The sequence below is a fragment of the Gardnerella swidsinskii genome (assembly GCF_023277705.1).
Lineage (GTDB): Bacteria > Actinomycetota > Actinomycetes > Actinomycetales > Bifidobacteriaceae > Bifidobacterium > Bifidobacterium swidsinskii.
On sequence record NZ_CP083176.1, the window covers coordinates 374,365 to 392,366 of the forward strand.

14 protein-coding genes and 1 tRNA gene are annotated in these 18,002 nt (G+C 38.2%); 11 read left to right on the top strand and 4 right to left on the bottom strand.

Annotation, left to right across the window (positions count from 1 at the left end; genetic code table 11):
• The first annotated feature begins 55 nt into the window (after positions 1 to 55).
• Complete coding sequence (gene purD / locus K9E37_RS01520; RefSeq protein ID WP_248893442.1) at positions 56 to 1,327, top strand: phosphoribosylamine--glycine ligase; 1,272 nt, start codon at positions 56 to 58, stop codon at positions 1,325 to 1,327.
• 116 nt (positions 1,328 to 1,443) lie between these two features.
• On the opposite strand, the gene K9E37_RS01525 is transcribed toward purD, so the two are convergent.
• Positions 1,444 to 3,513: an LTA synthase family protein gene (locus K9E37_RS01525; RefSeq protein ID WP_248893444.1), complete on the bottom strand. Its 2,070-nt coding sequence runs from the start codon at positions 3,511 to 3,513 to the stop codon at positions 1,444 to 1,446.
• Positions 3,514 to 3,823: 310 nt separating this feature from the next.
• On the opposite strand from K9E37_RS01525, the gene K9E37_RS01530 reads away from it, so the two are divergent.
• From K9E37_RS01530 to K9E37_RS01550, 5 genes are all read left to right on the top strand, one after another.
• The gene (locus K9E37_RS01530; RefSeq protein WP_248893446.1) at positions 3,824 to 5,203 is read left to right on the top strand and encodes an alpha/beta hydrolase; all 1,380 of its coding nucleotides are present in this window, start codon (positions 3,824 to 3,826) and stop codon (positions 5,201 to 5,203) included.
• Position 5,204: 1 nt separating this feature from the next.
• Complete coding sequence (locus K9E37_RS01535; RefSeq protein ID WP_080514463.1) at positions 5,205 to 7,868, top strand: bifunctional lysylphosphatidylglycerol flippase/synthetase MprF; 2,664 nt, start codon at positions 5,205 to 5,207, stop codon at positions 7,866 to 7,868.
• Between the two features lie 113 nt (positions 7,869 to 7,981).
• A complete protein-coding gene (gene purE / locus K9E37_RS01540; protein ID WP_004108375.1) occupies positions 7,982 to 8,446 on the top strand; it encodes a 5-(carboxyamino)imidazole ribonucleotide mutase in 465 nt (154 codons plus the stop codon).
• On the top strand, positions 8,430 to 9,602 hold the full coding sequence (gene purK, locus K9E37_RS01545; RefSeq protein ID WP_004108378.1) for a 5-(carboxyamino)imidazole ribonucleotide synthase: 1,173 nt from the start codon (positions 8,430 to 8,432) through the stop codon (positions 9,600 to 9,602). Before purE ends, purK begins: the two co-directional genes overlap by 17 nt.
• Before the next feature lie 20 nt (positions 9,603 to 9,622).
• Positions 9,623 to 10,027 carry a Fur family transcriptional regulator gene (locus K9E37_RS01550; protein WP_004106002.1) on the top strand — a complete coding sequence of 135 codons (405 nt, stop codon included), beginning with the start codon at positions 9,623 to 9,625 and terminating at the stop codon, positions 10,025 to 10,027.
• A 125-nt stretch (positions 10,028 to 10,152) separates the two neighbouring features.
• Here the strand turns inward: K9E37_RS01550 and K9E37_RS01555 are convergent.
• Positions 10,153 to 10,225, bottom strand: a tRNA-Arg gene (locus K9E37_RS01555).
• Positions 10,226 to 10,304: 79 nt separating this feature from the next.
• Complete coding sequence (locus tag K9E37_RS01560; RefSeq protein WP_033888456.1) at positions 10,305 to 11,498, bottom strand: SLC13 family permease; 1,194 nt, start codon at positions 11,496 to 11,498, stop codon at positions 10,305 to 10,307.
• 255 nt (positions 11,499 to 11,753) lie between these two features.
• Here K9E37_RS01560 and K9E37_RS01565 point away from each other — a divergent pair, with 255 nt between their 5' ends.
• A complete protein-coding gene (locus K9E37_RS01565) occupies positions 11,754 to 13,505 on the top strand; it encodes an acetolactate synthase large subunit (RefSeq protein ID WP_012914359.1) in 1,752 nt (583 codons plus the stop codon).
• A 133-nt stretch (positions 13,506 to 13,638) separates the two neighbouring features.
• Here K9E37_RS01565 and K9E37_RS01570 read toward each other — a convergent pair whose 3' ends face one another.
• A complete protein-coding gene (locus K9E37_RS01570; RefSeq protein WP_012914360.1) occupies positions 13,639 to 14,604 on the bottom strand; it encodes a nucleoside hydrolase in 966 nt (321 codons plus the stop codon).
• A 258-nt stretch (positions 14,605 to 14,862) separates the two neighbouring features.
• Between K9E37_RS01570 and K9E37_RS01575 the strand changes: the two genes are divergently transcribed.
• The 4 genes from K9E37_RS01575 to K9E37_RS01590 are packed head-to-tail and all read left to right on the top strand — an operon-like array spanning position 14,863 to position 18,002.
• Entirely contained in the window at positions 14,863 to 15,474 is a 612-nt protein-coding gene (locus K9E37_RS01575) for an ECF transporter S component (protein WP_012914361.1), read from the top strand.
• A gap of 54 nt (positions 15,475 to 15,528) precedes the next feature.
• Positions 15,529 to 16,335, top strand: coding sequence for an energy-coupling factor transporter transmembrane component T (locus K9E37_RS01580; RefSeq protein ID WP_012914362.1), 807 nt, complete (start codon positions 15,529 to 15,531; stop codon positions 16,333 to 16,335).
• Positions 16,319 to 17,173, top strand: a complete 855-nt coding sequence (locus K9E37_RS01585; RefSeq protein ID WP_041160522.1) for an energy-coupling factor ABC transporter ATP-binding protein — start codon at positions 16,319 to 16,321, stop codon at positions 17,171 to 17,173. The genes K9E37_RS01580 and K9E37_RS01585 overlap by 17 nt, the downstream gene beginning before the upstream one ends.
• Positions 17,157 to 18,002, top strand: a complete 846-nt coding sequence (locus K9E37_RS01590) for an energy-coupling factor ABC transporter ATP-binding protein (protein WP_012914363.1) — start codon at positions 17,157 to 17,159, stop codon at positions 18,000 to 18,002. Before K9E37_RS01585 ends, K9E37_RS01590 begins: the two co-directional genes overlap by 17 nt.

Consider the following 18,002-nt stretch of genomic DNA (forward strand, 5'->3'; position numbering starts at 1 on the left):
ATATGAAGCTGCAAAACAGTAGACAGCAAAATCTTAAAGCAATAAAGGATTAAAAATGAAAGTTTTAGTAGTTGGTTCTGGCGCTCGCGAACACGCTATTGCACACGCGCTACTTAAAGGAGAAAGCGTTGAAGAAGTAACTGTTGCTCCTGGAAATCCTGGTATTACAGCAGATGGCATTCAAACTGCAAACATAAATCAATCAGATCATGACGCTCTTATTAAGTTCGTTAAAGACAATAACTACGATTTTGCGTTCATCGGTCCTGAAGTTCCCCTTATGAATGGCATTGTTGACGATTTTGAAGCGCATGGAATTGCCGCTTTTGGTCCAAACAAAGCCGCAGCTCAAATTGAAGGCTCTAAAGATTTCGCAAAAAAGCTTATGGCTCGTCACAACGTTCCAACCGCCTCCTACAAAACATTTGACGCTTTGGAGACGGCACGCGCATACGTTCTTGAGCATGGTGCTCCAATTGTTATTAAAGCGGACGGTTTGGCTGCTGGAAAAGGCGTTACTGTTGCTATGGATGAGCAAACAGCAGTTGATGCTTTGGAAGATATTTTCGTCGATCATCGTTTTGGTCAAGCTGGAGCAAAAGTTGTTATTGAAGAATTTTTGCAAGGCCAAGAGTTTTCACTTATGAGTTTCGTAAGCGGAACTGATTTTTGGGTTATGCCTATTTCTCAAGATCACAAGCGTGCTTACGACGGCGACAAAGGACCAAATACTGGAGGCATGGGAGCTTATAGCCCTGTGCCGCAAATTAGCAACGAAACAGTTCAGCGTGCTATCGACGAAATTGTGCGTCCAACTGTCGAAGGACTAGCTAAAGAGGGTACGCCTTTTACCGGCGTGCTTTATGCTGGCTTAATTGATACAGCAACAGGTCCTAAAGTTATTGAGTTTAATGCTCGCTTTGGAGACCCAGAAACAGAAGTTGTGCTTCCTCGCCTTACTTCAGATTTTGGTGCAGCTATATGGAATATTTTGCGACATAAAAGCCCAACTTTTACTTGGAAAAATAGCGGTGTTACGCTCGGCGTAATTATTGCAAGCGAAGGCTACCCTGGCACTTTAGTTACTGGAACTCAACTTCCTCAAATTCCTGTTGACGAAAACCAAGGTCAGCACGTGTATTATGCAGGAGTAAAAAGCGATGAAAAAAGCGGAAAACTTCTTACTTCTTCAGGTAGAGTAGCTCTTGTACAAGTGCATGGAGACGACGTAAAAGACACTCAAAACAACGTCTACAGCATATTAGATAAACTTAATCTTCCACACATGTTCTTTAGGCATGATATTGCAGAAAAAGCTTTAAAATAGTTTGTTAATTAAATATAGTTTTCATTAACAAATTGCAAATCAATAAGCCCCTCGCTATTTGAAAAATAATATTTATCAAATACAAACGAGGGGCATTTTAATGATCAAACTAGCTTTTAGCGCGGTAATTTCATAAAATCAGTATTACGCAAATAATGCTTTCCAGCAGTAATATCGTATTGTATTAAGCGATAGTCGTGAAGAAGTTGACGTGACTTCTTATCCATCTTAGACAAAATCATCGGATTACCATCGTTATCCAAATAAATTGATTGTCCTTCAGGAATTCTATCCCAGCCTTGAATAGTATTTACAACAGGAGGCTCCATAGCACTCACATGCTCATGTAAACGAGTTAAGAAAGCAAGATACGGGGAAACTTTAGCGTTCATATGTAAAGCAGCCTGAGAAATAAAGAAGTTAGGCGAAGAATACTTATTAGTACGATCTACATCTTTACTTGTATTAGAATGCTCTACATTTTTGTTTGAAGATTTTTTCTCACTACGCTCTTTACGCTCCAAAGCAACTTTATTTGACCAAATAAAATAATCAGTCAAATGCAAAGACAATGAATTCTTTTCATCTGAACTTGCAGTGCCGTAAATTCCTGGCAAATGGTCACCATAAAACATAACAGTAATAGGCTTATTTAGTTTATCTAAACTCTTCAAAAACGCTTGTGTTGTCTCATCAGTGTGCTGCACACCCTTAGCATACGTTTCAATAGAAGTTTTTTCATCATCACCAAGATCAGCGGCACCATCTTTAGAAGACGCTTCGAATTCATTATTCGCATACCAATCCCTATAAGGCATATGGTTTTGCATAGTAACAATTTGTACGAACCTAGGTTGCTTATGCTCTTTAATCTTTTCTAACGCACTCTTATATGCTGATGCGTCAGAAACATACGGTGATTTATCTATAACATCACGGTGAGCAATAACATCAGGTCCTTGCAATGCGTAGAACTTACTAAATCCAAACTTTTTGTAATTAGTAGCGCGCAAATACATGCTCGGCTCATACGGGTGGAAAGCTATAGATTTAATAGAATTACGAGAATCATCCCAATATTGATTAATAGTTGGAGACCATTGAGCATTAGGAACCAACTGCTGATACGGGCTAGTCATTGAAGGATCAAAATTAGCCATGCTCAAACCAGTTAAAGACATGTACTCTAGATTTGCAGTACCGCCACCATAACCAGAAGAAAGCATCAAACCACTATCCGTATGCTTCTTTAAATTGCTAATAAATGGTATTGGATTCTTGTTCAACTTCAAACCAGGAACACGAGTAGGATCAGAGAACGATTCAGACAAGATAAGAATAAAAGTATTATCGTTCATATTTGTTGTACGAGAACGATTTATACGTTTAGCTTCATCGTTATAACGCTTGTATACAGCCTTCATAGTTTCTTCACTGTAATCAGCCGGTTTATCCATAATTTTAGGATTTACATTACGCAAAAATGCCACAATAGCACCATTGCGTTGAGCGTCATAAACAGAATCCCACATAGCAGGACTGTCACCAAGCATTTTAGAAAAAACATTAGCCGAAGAGTCAACTGTGCCAACGCCGCCAATATACCAGCTTAAATTCCCTATTAAAATCAACGCAATTGCAACACGAATACCAGCAGAATAACGCCAATCTTTAAATCGCACAATCTTTCCATGATTTGTATCAAATATGTGTAAGCAAACAGTTGTAACTAAAAGCAAAATAAAAACGCCTAAAGCAACACCAATGACCATAGGAGCATTATCTGGCAAAAATGAAGCGACATTACCAGTGTTACTTTTTAAAAAGTTTAAGTCCGCAGGAAGAATAGTTTCATAACGAACATTTACTTTCATATATTCAATAACAGCAATAAGCAATGAAACACTTAGAATTATTGCACTTGATATCCAAAATCGGTTACTAATCAAAAGAATTAAACCGTATATCATCGCAACAACGAGCACACTAAGAACAATAACGAAATTAAGTTCTTTCCAGGTTTTAGTTATTAATCCCCAACGTCCACCAGACATTGCAGAAGTCATCTCAACTCTTCCAGCGCGCTGCACACCCATTTGCACAATAATTACCGACATGCCGTCAATAACAAAGAAAAGAAATGCATACAGCCAATACGGAACTTTCAAGCGCAAAAATGACTTCATACTATCCTCAATAAATCACACACGTGCTAATTATTACTAATAATGTGCAAGTTTACTTATTGCTATCGTCATAAATTTTTAACAATGCATTGAAACAAGAAAAAATAGCAATTTTAATACTTAGGACTGATTACAATATATGTTTCGATATTTATTATTTAAATAGAATAAATAATAAAAAATAAAACAAATATTGAGGAAAATTTCAGATACTAGCATTACATTACTAGGTTGGGCAATTACTGTGCGTATATGTCGCTTAGATTAGTAACTGGTACGCAAATTAGACTAGAAAGTATAGGAGTCAAACATGCTGCAATTGGCAAAAGTGAGTCTTTTGCAAGGATGGCTACCAGTAAGCCTTTTTAGCGTAAATGGTATTTCTTTAGTCTTGTTGCTTTTTATGAAAACAAAACGCGGCAAGAAAATGTTCCACTTACTAATACAACTTGCAATAGGTGTCATAACATTTTTTGTCGGTGGAATAATTGCTTGGCTTATTTCTGACGTGTTTCTTGTATTCGAAGTAAGTCTTGGATGGCTCGTTATTTTTTCTATTGCATGCGGCTTCGGGCTTATAGGTTTTGCAGCAACAGCATTTGTTTTCTTACACAAATGGAGAAAACTAGTTGCAGTAATAGCTATTATCTTGACGTTAGCAAGCACAGCTCTTCATGTAGACATGATTTATGGGGAATACACGACAATAGGTTCAATATTTGGAATGGGCGGTTTTCCAAAACTAGAAGTTAATAAGCAAAAATCCGCATCCTCTAGTATTAAACAATGGAGAGAGTTAGCAGCACAACAAAAACTGCCAAAACTGCCTAAAAAAGGTATTGTTCGTTCAGTTTATATCCCTAGCACTGCTTCACATTTCAATGCCAGAATAGCAAACGTATACTTGCCACCTGCTGCACTTGTTAAAAAACCACCAAAACTGCCAGTTATGGTCATGTTTGCAGGACAACCTGGTAGCCCTAATCACTTTTTTGCAGCAAGCGATATTGCAAATACTTTAGACAATTACGCGAAAAATCACTACGGTCTTGCACCTATTGTTGTAGCCCCTGACCAAAATGGTGAATCTTCGCATAATTCTCTGTGTGCGGATACACATGTGTTCGGCAAAGCAGAAACATATTTAATTAATGATGTTCCTAAATGGATACGCAAACATTTGCCAGTAAGCAAAGATCCTAAAATGTGGCTTATGGGCGGCTTCTCACAAGGAGGCACTTGCTCAACGCAACTAGTTCCATCTCACCCTGATATATTTGGAAACATTTTTTCTGCCGGAGGGGAACTAGAACCAACATATAAGAATCGCCAAGAAACAATTAATCATTATTTCAATGGAAACACATCAGAATATGAGCGACATATACCTAGCGTGATAATGCGTAAAAATGCTCCTTTGAAACAAAATTATTACGCTATTGCGGGCTCATGGGATACTAAATCTCAAGCGAATCAGGCAACCATCGCACTAAGCGCACATCGCGCTGGAATGAATGTTATAACCATGCTTTCTCAAGGCAATGGTCATGATTGGCACACAGTAAAAGCTGGATTAAAAATAGCAATTGATCAATTCTGCAAAAAAACAGGTATTTCAAGCACTGCACCAAAACTTAATACCTACCAAAATGTACAAATTCTTATCAACCAGCAAGTGAATCGAGACTAATATGATGCTGTCTTTCTTTCATAAACGTTGTAAGAAAAATGATTCTGATTCTAAACATTCAGCAATTCGGCATACAAAAATATTGATGCACGATTTCATAACCTGGATGCAACATAAAGTTTTTGCATTAACGCTTACATGCATTTTTATTGTTATAAATTGCATACACTGGCTCGTATTAGCACTTATGCATTTTTATACTTATGGCACAAGCGCTACTCTTGCACAATTGTTTATGCGACATCATCATTCAAAAGGTCCAAGCCTATTCTTCGGGCACGGAAACGTCACAGAGCTGCTGATAAAAGTGTGCCATTCGCTTATTTTCGTAAATAATATGCCATCTCTTATGGTTAATTGTTTACTTGTTGCCGTACTTATTGGCGTTGCAGAAACTCGTATAAGTAGACTTAATATTATTTATATTGCAATATTTAGCACACTTGTTGGCATAATTGTAGGATTAACAATCATAGGTAATCTTTCAATCATTATTCGAAACATGCATTGGATTACCAAGATTCCTATTCGACTATCTCCATTCACACTGTTTATTGGCGCTTTTATGGCTTCTGCATCTTACGAATCTATTTTGTGGCGCAGAAGAACTTTAGTAATTGGATACGCTACTACTTCAGCAATGCTTCTTTATAGTGGAAATCCAGGCGATTATTGCACTATTATTGCAGCCCTTACAGGACACATCATCGGCAATATTATGAGCAAAACAAAAGGCGTTAGACGAAGTGTAAACTGGTGGGAAGGTACAGATTACGAAATTCGTAGGCTTTTTGCAGTAGCTCAGAGCATTATTGCATTAGGTCCAGTGTTGGCATTATCTTCACGCTCTCACGCAGGAATTCTTACTACTCTTGGTTTGTTTATGTCACCGCAACTAGGCTCTAAGACATGGCTTACGCGATGCATGACAAATTACAGCACAAATAATTGTTTTCTTCATTCAGGTCTACATCACGCTGCAATTGGCGAATTATGGATTCGCATTCTATTACCAAGCATCACACTGATGATTATTGCGTGGGGAATGTTACGAGGGCGTAGACTAGCTGCATTAACTTCTATATTTATAAACGCACTGACTGTGCTATATGCAGGAATGTATTTCACTGTTTTGCCGTTAATTGCCACAAAACAAAATATTTTGGAACATCAACATAATGCTGTTGCTGTTGCTTTTATGCTTACCGCTCTCCCACCATTATTGCTTACTATTTTGTTGATAATTAATTTAAAGCATTTTTCTGTTCATACGAGCAAACTACAGGCACGTTTGGGACTAATAGCAATTTTTATAGCATTGTATATAACTGGTGCTGGATATGTTGCTTTTGGTCTTATGATACCTGAAGAATTTACTCCATCTGCTGATATTTACCACTTATTGCGAGATCTACCAGGGCGCTGGATGCCTATGGGATTTGGAAACAGATCTAACGCAATGCTTCGCACTGAAACACCCCTATCTTCTTTACTAGCACAAAGCGTGGGCGTGATATTCTGGACAATATTGTTTATTGTCTGCTTTACGTGGTTCCGCAGCAGCATCTCTACAAGCGAAAACGATAGAAAAAAAGCAAGCTCATTAGTAGAACTTGGTGGAAACACAATGAGCTTTATGACGACTTGGGCGAATAACCATTATTGGTTCTCTCAAAGCGGGCAATCTGCAATTGCCTATAGACTAAATTACGGTATTGCGCTCACTCTTACAGAACCTTTTGGAAATGAAAAAGAGTATTCACAAGATATTCGAGGATTTATTAAATTCTGCGAACAAAATTCGTGGTCTCCAGCATTCTATGCTGTGCACGATAAAACGCGTCAAGAACTAGAAAAACTTGGATTTACTTCTATTAAAGTCGGAACAGACATGCTAGTAGACCCTAATACTTGGCAGACGCGAGGGAAAAAATGGCAAGATATTCGTACAGCTATAAACAAAGCAAAACGAGATGGAATTGCCGACGTACTTACAACTTATAACGAAGCCTCTTGGGACGTACGGCAACAAATTGTAGAAATTTCAGAAGAATGGGCAGAGTTAAAAGCTCTTCCAGAAATGAAATTTACTCTCGGAGGACTTGACGAACTTCAAGATAGCCGCGTCAAAATTTTATACGCTATTAATGAAGACGGCAGGGTACTTGGAGTAACAAGCTGGATGCCAACGTATAGAAATAATCGAATTATTGGTTGGACACTTGATTTTATGCGTCACCGCACAGATAGTCCTAATGGGATTATGGAATTATTAATTGCTAGAATGGCAGAACGTTTAAGAGATGAAGGATTAGAAAACCCAGACTGTTCTGTAGAATTTATGAGCCTTTCTGCAGCACCTCTAGCTGGCATAAACGAAGACATATTGAACGAAAATGGTCAAAAATCTTCTAACGTTATTAATCATGCGCTAGAAATGATGTCTGACATTTTGGAACCAGCTTATGGGTTCAAATCGCTATATTTCTTCAAGAAAAAATTCCAGCCATCCGCAAGTTCCGTATATGTTTGCTATATGGATTCTGCAAAATTAGCTCAGATTTCACTAGCTGTAACTCACGCCTATTTACCGGAAGCTAATCCTAAACAAATACTAGAAATGGTAAAATCGTTGCGACCAAAAAGCAATGAAGCGAACAAATAATTTGTTAAGTTTTAGATAAACTTCGGCGAGTTCTCCCTAGTGTTGCGTAAAGTAACAAGTGCACGTCAGGGAGGTTCATCGTGTCAGAAGTAAAGCCAACCGTCGCTGTCGTAATGGGATCCTCAAGTGATTGGGAAACCATGCGTCATGCTTGTGAAATTCTAGATAAATTCCAAGTTCCGTATATGAAACGAGTTATTTCCGCACATCGTACACCGGAATTAATGGCAGATTTTGCGCATAATGCTCGCTCAAACGGTTTCCACATTATTATTGCTGGAGCCGGTGGAGCCGCCCACTTGCCTGGCATGATTGCGGCACAAACCACGCTTCCTGTTATTGGAGTGCCAGTACGCTCGCATGCGCTATCAGGCTGGGATTCATTGCTTTCAATAGTACAAATGCCAGGAGGTATTCCTGTTGCAACTACTGCAGTTGGAAACTCTGGTGCGACAAATGCTGGATTGCTTGCTGTAAGCATTCTAAGTACAACTGATAATCGTCTTGCTAAAGAACTAGCAGAATATCGCAATGAACTAAAAGAAAAAGTCGAGGAATCAAATGCCAACCTTATCTGAAGTAACTAATGGTGCTGTTGAACGTTTAATGCCAGGATCCACTATTGGAATTATTGGCGGCGGCCAGTTAGGGCGCATGATGGCTATTGCAGCTCGCCATATGGGTTTTCGTATTGGTGTTCTTGACCCTACGCTTGACTGCCCTGTGTTCCAAGTAGCAGATTTGCAGGTTGAAGCTAATTACGACGATCCTGAAGGCTTACGTGAGCTTGCTGAACGTTGCGATGTATTAACTTACGAATTTGAAAATGTTAACGCAGACGCACTTGATAAAGTTCGTCATTTAACCGCAATCCCACAAGGAACTGACCTGTTACGCGTAACTCAAGATCGCGTCAGTGAAAAAACGTTCATTAATAGTCATAAAATCGAAACAGCTCCGTGGCGTGAAGTAAATAATTTGGACGACTTAGATGCTGCTATTGACGAAATAGGCTTGCCAGCAATTCTTAAAACTCGTCGCGGCGGCTACGACGGTCATGGTCAAGATGTTTTGCGCACAGAAGAAGACGTTGCTAACATTCACCATCGCTCGGATCGCGGAGGAAAATTCCCTCCTTCAATTCTCGAGGGTTTCGTCGATTTTGCTTTTGAAGCATCAATCCTGGTTTCTGGAAATGGTAAGGATTTCGTAACTTATCCTCTAGTAAAAAACGTGCATCACAATAGTATTTTGCACATGACTTTAGCTCCTGCAGTAGTTGATCCTGAAGTTGAAAAAACAGCTCACGAATTAGCTTTGCGCTTAGCTAAAGGATTCGAACTAGCAGGAACATTAGGAATCGAGCTTTTCATCACTAAAGATAATCGCGTAGTAGTAAACGAACTTGCTCCTCGCCCTCACAATTCCGGGCATTATACGATTGAAGCTTGCGATATGGATCAATTTGAAGCACATATTCGCGGTATTGTTGGTTGGCCTTTAAAGAAGCCTAAGCTACTTTCCCCTGCTGTTATGGTAAATGTTCTTGGGCAACATGTGGCTCCTACACGTTCGCTGATTTTGGAACATCCAGAATGGCATATACATGATTATGGAAAAGCTGAAGTTCGTAAGAATCGCAAAATGGGTCATATTACTGTGCTATGCGATAATCCTGTTGACGCTGCTGCAGCATTAGATGCAACAGGCTGCTGGGACGACGAGCTAGACTAAAAACGACGAAAGGATGCGAAATGTCTAGTGAGCCTATGCGTAGACATACAAAACAAAAAGAAATAGTACTCTCCTACTTACGCGAGTCTCGTAATTTTGTTTCTGCACAAGATTTGCACCGAATACTCGCCAAAGACGGGGAGATTATTGGCTTAGCAACAGTGTATCGTCAACTTAATTCTTTAACTCAAAGCGGCGAAGTAGATACCGTGCGCTTTAATGGACAGCAATTATTCCGTATTTGCGATGAAAATACTCATCACCATCATTTAGTGTGCGAACGTTGCGGAAAAACCGTCGACATTGAGCCACCTGACGACGAAGGATGGATTCATAAAGTAGCTGAATCTCACGGGTACACTGTGGTGGATCATACGCTAGAAGTATTTGGCTTATGCGAAAGCTGCCGCGAAGAAGATAAGTAACCTGTACGCGTCTTAAAGACGCGTACAGACCTCGCTTGCGTTGAAAACACACCGTGCTTTCAACCCTAAACAAGCTCGGCACTTTTAAAAAGCCCGAAATTCCAATAATTTCGGGCTTATAAAAGTGCCCCCGACGCGACTCGAACGCGCAACCAACGGATTAGAAGGCCGTTGCTCTATCCTTTGAGCTACAGAGGCAAACAAATGGTTATTATACCAAAAAACTGTTATCAACGCGCCATAAAATTATAAATATCAAACGTTTATATAAAAATTGTTATTCAATAATCCACGCAAGTGACATCAACACTGCAAGAAAGAACACATTGACAATAGTATACGTGAGCAAATAACGCCCACGGTAATGCGAATACTGGTGCGTAATTCCCTTATAAGAAATAAGCGAAGCCATAGAAGCAATCAAAGTACCCATTCCACCAAGATTCGTGCCAATAATAAGAAGCTTCCACTGATCACAGAATCCAGAAAGCAGAATTGTCGTTGGTACATTACTAATAAATTGGCTTGAAGCAATAGAAACTTCCATCGGATGCGCACCAACCCACATTTGCGCAAGATCGCTAAATCCAGAAACTCGGCGCATATTGCCAATAAAAACAAAGAACATAATAAACGTGAGTGGCAAAGCCCAATCTAAAACACGGAATACGTGGCGGTCGCAAACAAGAAAAGCTGCAACCATAATAAGCACCATAATCCAGTCAGGAATCCATCCACTAACACCACACAAGCAAACGACAAACAGCAAACTATAAACAGCAACACGCCAGCGAGTAAAATTCATGCCGTAACCCATAACACGAATTTCATCAGGCTGCGGATGACCATGCGAAGGAGCCAACACGCTTTGTTCAATATCGTCACCATGCAAACCTGCAAACTGGTCAACTGTGCGCGACTTAAAGAATACGAATGCAAATACGATCATCAACAGTGCTGCTGTAATCGTATAAGGAGCCATAATCTTCAAAAAATCTTGCGTAGACATATGAGTCAACGCCTTTAAATACAGATTGTGAGCATTGCCAATAGGAGTGAGCATACTTCCAACATTGGCACCAATGGTCATAAGCGTAATTACAAGAATTGACTGCTTTTCAGCATTCGCCATTACGAGCACAGATAGCGCAAAAGGCACAAAAGTAACCAAAGCAACGTCGTTCGTGATCCACATTGCTGAAAAGAATGTTAACGACATAAGCACGAGCACCAAGCCGCGCTCAGTGCGCACATGCCTTAGCAAACGCGCACCAATAGATCGAAACACACCAATGCGCTGGAATCCGCACACAACCATCATAAGACACACTAATTGCGAAATAGTGTTGACATGAATATAACTCAAATATTGCGGATCTAGAGGTACAAAAAAACAAGAAATAACCGCTAAAATTGCGGCAACAATAAGAATGGTTTCACACTTGACCAGATTCAACAGCCAGCGCTTCATCATTCCTCCGTAACGCAATAGACACAATGGTTCTATTGTACTAGAAACCCAGTCCTACAATCGGGTTAAATTCCCGACAAAATCGTTGCAATAACAATAAATTAGCAACTATTAATAGCGTGATTTAGCCTAAAGTAGCTACCATAAAATTCCGCCCTTTTTTATGACACGCGCATCGCAAAAATTGCGTTTAAAGACAAGATTGCGTATATCATATTAAAACAAAGAATTTGTTGTCTACACAAGAAGCGAATTATGGCAGAAATACACAAAACAGAAGATCAGAAGCTTGAACAAAAACTTGCTCGTCAAAAGCATCTTCGTGAAAACCACAAGCGCAATACTGCAGATTTAGTTGTTGAATGCTTGGTAAACGAAGGCGTTGAAGTAGTATTCGGTATTCCAGGTGAGGAAAATATTCCGCTTCTTGAAGCAATTGAGCGTGATGGGCGCATTCGTTTTGTGCTTACTCGCCACGAGCAGGGTGCTGGTTTTATGGCAGCAGCATACGCTCATATTACTGGAAAACCGGGCGTATGCTTGGCAACTCTAGGTCCTGGCGCATTGAATTTAACGCTTCCTGTAGCTCAAGCAAACGCAAGCACCACACCGCTTGTAGCGATTTGCGCACAAGGTAACGTTTCTAGGCTTTATAAGGAATCTCACCAAATTATTGATTTGGTTGCGCTCTTCCAACCGATTACGCAATGGTCTTCTATGATGCTTGCTCCAGAATCTGCGCCGGAAATGGTTCGAAAAGCTTTCTCTATTGCCGGTCGCAACCGTCCGGGAGCCACGTGCCTTGTTATTCCGGAAGATATTAGCGAAATGCCAGCACCTGACGACGCAAAGCCTCTTCCACTGCCGCATCCTTTGCATATTATGCCAGCGCCAGACACTATTGAAGAAGCTGCGAAAATTATTAGTCAAGCAAAGCAACCTATTATTTTGGCTGGAAACGGCGTTGCGCGCTCTCACGCTGAGGATCAGCTTCTTGCGTTTGCTGAGCAGCTTAATGTTCCAGTTGCAACTACTTTCGAAGGAAAGGGCGTTTTCCCAGATAATCATCCGAATGCACTTGGTGTAGTTGGCTTCATGCATCGCGATTACGAGAACTTCGCGTTTGACACTGCTGATTTGATTATTGCTGTCGGCTTCTCAATTCAGCAGTTCGACCCGAAGAAAATCAACCCAAATATTGATAAAACTATTATTCACATCAATACTTTTGTGGAAGATACCGATGCGCACTACCCTACTGCGCTGAATATTATGGCGAATATTGGCCAAACGCTTAAAACTCTTACAGAAGTATTAAAGACACGCAACATTACTTTCGACGTAAGCCACCCACGTATTCGACAACTGCTTACGGAAGAATTACATTCTTGCGAAAACGACGAAAGCATGCCAATGAAACCGCAGCGCGTAGTTTACGATATTCGCCGCGCTGTTCCTGAAGGCACGAAGGTACTTGTAGATACAGGTGCTTTGAAAATGTGGATGGCACGCTTGTACCCAACTATGCACCCGAATACTTGCATAATCGACAACAGTCTTTCAACTATGGCTTGGACGCTTCCGGGAGCTGTTGGAGCTTCGTTTATTCGCGATAATTCCGGCAAAATTAACACGAAACCGGTTTTGGCTGTGATGGGCGACGGAAGCTTTATGATGAACGTGCAGGAAATCGAAACTGCAGTGCGCGTTGGCAGCCGAATGGTAGTTCTTGTTTGGGAAGATAACGCTTATGGCTTAATTAAGTGGAAGATGGAACTTCATGCAGGCGAGCACGAATACGTTGATTTCCATAATCCGGATGTGCCAAAACTAGCTGAAAGCTTTGGCGCGCGCGGTCATGCTGTTAAAAAGCCGGAGGATTTGTACAACATGCTGCGTGAAGCGCTGGATCAGGAAAGCGGTGTCGATGTGATTTCCTGCCCAGTTGATTACAGCGAGAATATGAAGCTTATTGAAAAACTCGGCGATATTGACTTTAGTAACTAAAGTATATTTATACTGAAAATATACGCATTAAATATAAATACGACCGAGAAAGTTTGTGAACAACCATAAACAAACTCGGTCGTATCTAAATGTTATTTCAATATAGAAAGCATGTTGGTAAAAACAAATTTTGCTAATCTACAACATGCAAAGTACGATAAATGTAATTTTTATATTTTTCGGGATTAAGCCTACTACATATTTCAACATTCGGAGTTTTACCAGAGAAGAAATTAGCATCAACAAGAACTGAGCCATAACTTGGTCCAGGAGTTGCATCAACTTGGCAATAATATTTTGTGCACTCGCTTATACATTCAGGATATAACGCAGCGGCAACGGCAGATGGATCAGCCATATCTAGATAAGCATCCCCAAAACGGCTAACATTCATTTCCATTAATTCCCTATTACAATCAATAACAAACTTACCAAGTTCTCCACTTTTGCGAATATTAGCAATTTCTTGTGGATTCAGCATACATTCTCCCAAGCATGCGTCCCATCCAACAAACATAATATTTTTAAGACCAGAATCAACTAATATCTTTGCAGCTTCTGCATCTTGCCAAATATTAAATTCTGCTACAGGAGAAACATTTCCACGGCCTAAACCAGCAGATCCCATAACGACTATGCGACCAACTTTTTTCATCGCTTCATAATCAACCTTAATAGCTAGAGCAATGTTAGTTAATGGTCCTAATGCAATAATGTCTATTTCACCATCTTCACTGTTTCTCAAAGTTTCAATCATTTTCAAAACAGCATTACCATTACTTTCTTTCAAACGATGAGGAACTAGACCAATATCACCCATTCCATCTCTACCATGAGTTTCATGAGCATAAGCCAAATCGCGTAACAGCATGCTTCTGCTTCCTTTATATACAGGTGGCTCATATGAACCAGCATGCTCGATAGTAGTAAGCGTATTAATAGTCGCTTGTTCCATGCACACGTTTCCTGATACAGTGCAAAACATCAATATCTCATATCTAGGATCATTTAAAGCCATGGCAATTGCCATAGCATCATCCGAACCACAATCTGTATCTATTATTATTTTCTTTTTAGAATAAATTCCTTTATTTTCCATAAACTCTCAACATCCTATCAATTAATAGAAACTGTAGTTTCAGATGTAACTAACTTTAGCGTGCAGCTGAAGCAACATATACTGCAAGCATTATAAAACCAAATGTTATTTATATACGCAAGCGAGTATACGCCGTATATATGTCATATACTCGCGAAGATTTATCAAAAACACTAAATATTAATTTACAAACTTATAAAGGTATCTTATAATCCATGAAAAGATTATATTTGTAGTAATAAAATAGGAGGTAGTTGCATGAAACAGATAATTAAATCATTCAAGGAAGAATTTACTACTGCTGCAGTTGTCACAATACCATTATGTGTTGCTATTAATTATATTTCTGGCACTATAGCTGGCGTACTAAAACTACCTATTTTCCTTGATACTATAGGCACTTTATTTGCATGCATGGTTTTTGGACCACTTGTAGGAATAATAACTGGAATGCTATCTTCAATAGTTTCATCAATCACTATGCCAACCATGCTTCCATTTATAGTGGTCAATATTGCTCTGGCCTTATGCGCTGGCATTCTAGCAAAACATAAAATGTTTTCAAATTATATGAAAATTTTTATTTCTTCAATAATCATGGCAATAGTATCCATTATTATTGCGGCACCGATAGTAGTAATAGTATTTAGCGGGTTTACTGGCGGAGGATCATCTATGATAGCGGGTTTAATAACTGCATCTGGAGTGAATATTTGGATTTCTGTATTCTCTGCTGAAGGATTCTTTACTTGGGCTGATAGAATATTAACAATCATTATATGTTTAAGCGTTATAAAATGCTTGCCCAATAAATTACTGCTTCTTTTCCCATTAGGTTCACTTTACTTAAAAAATTCAGATTCTGAATAGTAAAAATTAAATCGAGTCTACTATATACAGACAAAGATAAAAGTAATTATGCACATGCATTATATAGATACTATTAATCAAGTAAAAAATACAAATACGTTTGTAACGCTGTATCCTACAACAAAATTTATATTGACCATATATTTGATAATAGTAGACATTATATTAAATACTTTTTCATTCACATTATACTATTTACGACTTTTATTGTTCCCCTATTTTCTTGCTCTACTTATTCTGATGATTCTATGCGGAATAAAAAAGAATGGATATAAACTTGTAGCAAGTATAGCCATGTTCTCATTATTTGTTGCAATATTTCAAGTTGCTTTCTATAGACAAGGAAATGCAATATTAAATCTTAATTTTTTGCAAATTACAGATACAGCATTGTCTAATTCTATAACGCTTGGAATGAATACCTTAAACATATCAACTATAGTCATATGGTTTTTCCAAATAACTGATATAGAAGATATTACAATATCTTTAAGCAAACTTGGGATGAGCAATAAAATATGTTTCATAATACTTTCTACTTTCCAAACTATTGATTATTTACAAATGCAAATTAAAGCAATCATAATCTCGCAAAAAAGTCGTGGAATAAACTTTAATGGAAATTTAATACGTAGAATTGGCACATTTACTTCGATTTTGCTTCCAGCATTTATTACTTCACTAATAAACATAGAGCAGCGCATAATGATGCTTGATTCAAGAAATTTTTTTAGTTCAGAAAAAAAGACATATATTAAACAGGTTAATCATAATGGTCACGAAAAATTAGTACTAGCAATAGGAACAATTACACTAGTTTTTCTTATTCTAGGAAGAGTAATTTATGGTTATCTCATATAATATTTGCGATTTTTCATACACTTATCCACTTACTTCAAAACCAGCTTTAAGTAACATAACAATACAGATAGAATCAGGGAAAATATATGGAGTAATTGGAGCTAACGCTTCAGGTAAATCAAGTCTATGCTTATCTCTTAAGGGTTATATTCCTCATTTCTATAAGGGAGAATATTCTGGAAAAATACTATTAAACAACACGATTGATTTAGTAAAATCTGATGAAAGTGGCAGCATAGGCTTTGTATTTAGCGATCCTTTTTCACAGTTAAGTCATATTAAAAAAACCGTATTTGAAGAAATTGCATTCAGCTTAGAAAATCGCAACACCCCTACTCAACAAATAGAGAGTCGAGTTACACAAGTTATGCAATTACTTAACATAGAACAGCTTGCGCTTCAAAACCCACTAAGCCTATCTGGCGGGCAAATTCAACGCGTTGCAATCGCTTGCGTTATAGTGAATAATCCAGAAATACTAATTCTTGACGAACCTACTCTACAACTTGATCCAAAAGAAACTAAGAATATTTATAATTTTCTACAAAAATACAAAGATGAAGGACATACTGTAATAATTAGTGAACAAGATACAAATTTGTTAGCAGAATATGCAGATAATATTATTGTTCTTCAAAATGGTTTTATAACCCATTATGGGAATAAATATGATGTTTTTTATGATGAAACCTTCCCTTCTGACTGTATTGATATTCCAGAAGTCGTCAAAATTGTAAAAAAGTTACGTAATTTTGATATTCAAATAACGCCTAACATAACAGATATAAGCAAATTAATAGTTTTATTGAAGGAGAAATGCAATGAGCACCGCAATTAAATTGGACGATGTAAGTTTTCAATATCCTTCAAATGAAAAAATAAAAAATAAGAACAATAATAAACAAGAAAAATCATGCAAAATTCTAAAACACGTAAATGTAGAATTCGAAAGTGGTGAAGTATGCGCAATAATAGGTAGCAATGGAGCAGGGAAAAGCACTTTAGCCAGAATAATAGACAATTTATTACAGCCAACTTCTGGTGACATAACTATCGAAGGAAAACAATATAAAACATTAAAGCAACACGATATTACATCACTCGTTGGTTATATTTTTCAGAATCCAAATGATCAAATTTTTAACAGCACTGTGCATAAAGAGATTACATATGGGATAAAGAATATAAACAATGATCTTTACCGTCGCATTGTGAATCTTACTGGTTTAAACGATAAAGAAAATACAAACCCATTTAATTTGTCATTCTCTGAAAGAAAATTTATTAACATTGCATCTGCACTGCTAAGAGAACCACATATTATTATTATGGATGAAGTGACTGGCGGGTTGGATAAGCTACAAAAAATGCGACTTGTAAAAATACTTAATTATTTACATACGATAAATGTAACAGTATTATTTATTACCCATGACATGGAATTTGCATACAAAAATTGTCAAAATGCTCTCATACTTGATAATGGAAATGTGCTATACAAAGGGAGCATCGAATCTGCATTTCAGAATGTAGAAATAGTAAGACGCGCGCATATTGACCAACCAATCATAGTGCAGATAATGAATGCGCTCGAAATTAACTATATAAATACAGATAATCCTATATGTGCTTTAGCTAAATATATTGCAAATCGCAATAATCATTAA